General features: G+C 40.4%; 3 protein-coding genes. 2 read left to right on the top strand and 1 reads right to left on the bottom strand.

Translation table 11 applies throughout. The features are described from left to right. Both fabF and AC3WSK_RS02755 read left to right on the top strand, forming a co-directional pair. A partial coding sequence (gene fabF / locus AC3WSK_RS02760) for a beta-ketoacyl-ACP synthase II (RefSeq protein WP_492411734.1) occupies nt 1-1,152 on the top strand: 1,152 nt, incomplete at its 5' end. Nucleotides 1,153-1,479: 327 nt separating this feature from the next. After that, nucleotides 1,480-1,707, top strand: a complete 228-nt coding sequence (locus AC3WSK_RS02755; RefSeq protein ID WP_079559558.1) for a YuzI family membrane protein — start codon at nt 1,480-1,482, stop codon at nt 1,705-1,707. Between the two features lie 88 nt (nt 1,708-1,795). Here AC3WSK_RS02755 and trpS read toward each other — a convergent pair whose 3' ends face one another. After that, a complete protein-coding gene (trpS, locus tag AC3WSK_RS02750; RefSeq protein WP_079559559.1) occupies nt 1,796-2,785 on the bottom strand; it encodes a tryptophan--tRNA ligase in 990 nt (329 codons plus the stop codon). Between the last annotated feature and the right edge of the window lie 296 nt (nt 2,786-3,081).

Here is a 3,081-nt window from a genome sequence, read left to right as displayed (position 1 = left end):
GGAAAATCTGGCGTTGGCGAATTAACGCGTTTAAATAAAGATCTTTTCGCAGCAAAAGTTGCTGCTGAAGTGAAGGATTTTAATATCGAAAAGTATATCGAACGTAAAGAAGCTCGTAAAATGGATCGCTTTACACAGTATGCTTTAGCAGCATCTATCATGGCGATGGAAGATGCACAATTAACAATCGATGAAGAGCTAGCACCACGTGCAGGTGTCTGGATTGGCTCTGGCATCGGCGGTATGGAAACATATGAACAACAATTTTTAACTTTCCAAGAGCGTGGAGCAAGAAGAGTAAGTCCATTCTTTATTCCAATGATGATTCCAGATATGGCTTCAGGCCAAGTGTCGATTCACTTTGGTGCAAAGGGCATTAACTCTTGTTCAGTAACTGCTTGTGCTTCAGGTACAAACTCTATTGGGGATGCTTTTAAAGTAATTGAACGTGGCGATGCAGATGTTATGATTTCGGGCGGTGCTGAGTCGCCAATCGTTACGATGGCAGTAGCAGGCTTCTGCGCTAATACTGCATTATCTTTAAGCACTGATCCAGAAAAAGCTTGCCGTCCATTCGATAAAAATCGCGATGGTTTCATTATCGGTGAAGGTGCTGGGATTGTTATTTTGGAAGAATATGAGCACGCAAAAGCACGCGGTGCTAAAATTTACGCAGAAGTTCTTGGCTATGGTGCAACAGGAGATGCACATCATATTACAGCTCCAGCTCCTGAAGGGGAAGGTGCTTCTCGTGCAATGATGCAAGCATTATCTGATGGCGGCGTAGAAGCTTCACAAGTTGACTATATTAATGCCCATGGAACAAGTACACCATATAACGATTTATTTGAAACACAAGCAGTAAAAACTGTTTTTGGTGAACATGCCTATAAGCTTGCAATGAGTTCAACAAAATCAATGACAGGTCACTTATTAGGTGCAGCTGGTGGTGTTGAAGCTATTTTCACAGCGCTAGCACTTAAAGAAGGCATTTTACCACCTACAATTAATTTAACAGACGCAGATCCAGAATGTGATTTAGATTATGTGCCAAATGAAGCTCGAAAAGTAGATATTCAATATGCAATGAGTAACTCACTTGGGTTTGGTGGACACAACGCTAGTCTACTATTCAAAAAAATCGAGGAATAATAAAGTAAAACTTTAATTAGTGGGGATTTCATTATCCCCACTTTTTTTATTATTAAAAATAAGAGTGTCATGTCAAAAGATACACGCTATGTAAAGTGGTTGATTGGAGTGAAGGTTGGGCGACTCCTTGGGGATCAGCGGCTCATCGGACGCCCCCAGGAAAGCGCCTAGCCGGAACGGAAATCACCTCCTCGTTTTGCAGAAGAACCTTACGTTATTTAATATGAACAACATAAAAAACGTCAGCCTAATTTAAATGGCTGACGTCTTTTTTTATAGTTTTATGAATAGATGATAATAAAGAAAAAATAGAAAGGATGCCCTAACTTGGTACGACTCTTTTTATTTTTAGTGAGCTACGGCTTATTGATTCTCTCCGTTGGGAATCTCATATTGTATTTGAATTATCGGACACTCGGATATACCTGGATAGTTGTTTTTAAATTTATGGCACAGACAGCAGCATTTTATGTGGCAATTGGATCAATCGTTGTGTTATGTGCTGTTGTGCTTGATCTTGGTTATGATAAAACGATAAACAAGGATAAGATGTAATACTTAGATTACTCTCTTTTTGGCCAAGCTCTTCGATAAGTTTCAACAAAGCTACAGTATTTCTTCATTTCATGTTAAAGCTTTTTTCTTAGCGACGTGCACGGCCAAGACCCATTGCTTCTTCCATGCGTTTTAATGTAGCGCTAGCAATAGCATTTGCCTTTTCAGCACCTTCATCTAAAATGATGTCTAATTCTGATGATTCCACCAAGTGATAGAATTTCTCTTGAATTGGTGTCAGGTGATCAATAACCGTTGCTGCAACACCTTGCTTGAAACCACCATAGCCAACGCCCTCGTATTTTTTTACAAGGTCGTCAATAGATACGCCTGAAATGGCAGATTCGATTGTTAGTAAATTAGAAACGCCAGGTTTATTTTCCACATCAAATGCCACAATACCGTCAGAGTCAGTAACAGCAGATTTAATTTTTTTCTCAATATCTTTCGCTGAATCTAACAGCTTGATTGTCGCTTTTGTATTTGGATCAGATTTACTCATTTTCTTTGTAGGTTCTTGTAGTGATTTGATACGAGCTCCTGCTTTAGGTAATTGAATTTCAGGAATCGTTAAAACGTCACCATAACGTTTGTTAAAACGCTCTGCTAGATCACGAGTAAGCTCAATATGCTGCTTCTGATCATCACCGACAGGAACAATGTTTGTGTTATACAAAAGGATGTCTGCTGCCATCAATGGTGGATATGTTAAAAGAGCGGCAGATACGCTTTCCTTCCCGTGCGATTTATCTTTAAATTGTGTCATACGTTCAAGCTCACCAATCGATGCAACGCATTGTAACATCCAGCCTGCTTGTGCGTGAGCTGGTACTTCTGATTGAATAAATAATGTCGATTTTTTAGGGTCGATGCCAGTAGCAATATACGTTGCTGCTAGGTTGCGAATATTTTGACGTAATTCTTTTGGATCTTGAGCCACTGTTATTGCATGCTGATCGACGATACAATAAACAGCATCACCTTCATCTTGTAATGCAGGGAATTGCTTAAATGCTCCTAAATAGTTCCCTAAAGTTACAATACCTGTTGGCTGTACGCCTGAAAAAATAGTTGTCATTGTCATTTCCTCCTTGAATTTAAGTCCCTTGTTTTTACATAAATATCAAAATGAAGAGTCATCACCAAAACGTGTGGTTGATTTCCGTTCCGACTGGACGCTTTGTTGCTGCCGCTACGCTTTCGCACAGAGCAGAGCTTCCAGGGAGCGTCCGATGAGCTGCTTGGGGCAACAGGATGTTTTTTGCGCGAAAGCGTAGTGCTAACGAAGCGACAGCAGCAGGATGTTTTTTGCGCGAAAGCGTAGTGCTAACGAAGCGACAGCAGCAGGATGTTTTTTGCGCGAAAGCGTAGTGC

It is taken from the genome of Lysinibacillus sp. EB271-A1-10B, assembly GCF_058791335.1.
This window is presented reverse-complemented; position numbering and strand designations above follow the sequence as displayed.

Excerpts from the sequence above, each read along its gene's own strand:
- trpS (WP_079559559.1), bottom strand. The coding sequence starts at position 2,785 with ATGACAACTATTTTTTCAGGCGTACAGCCAACAGGTATTGTAACTTTA.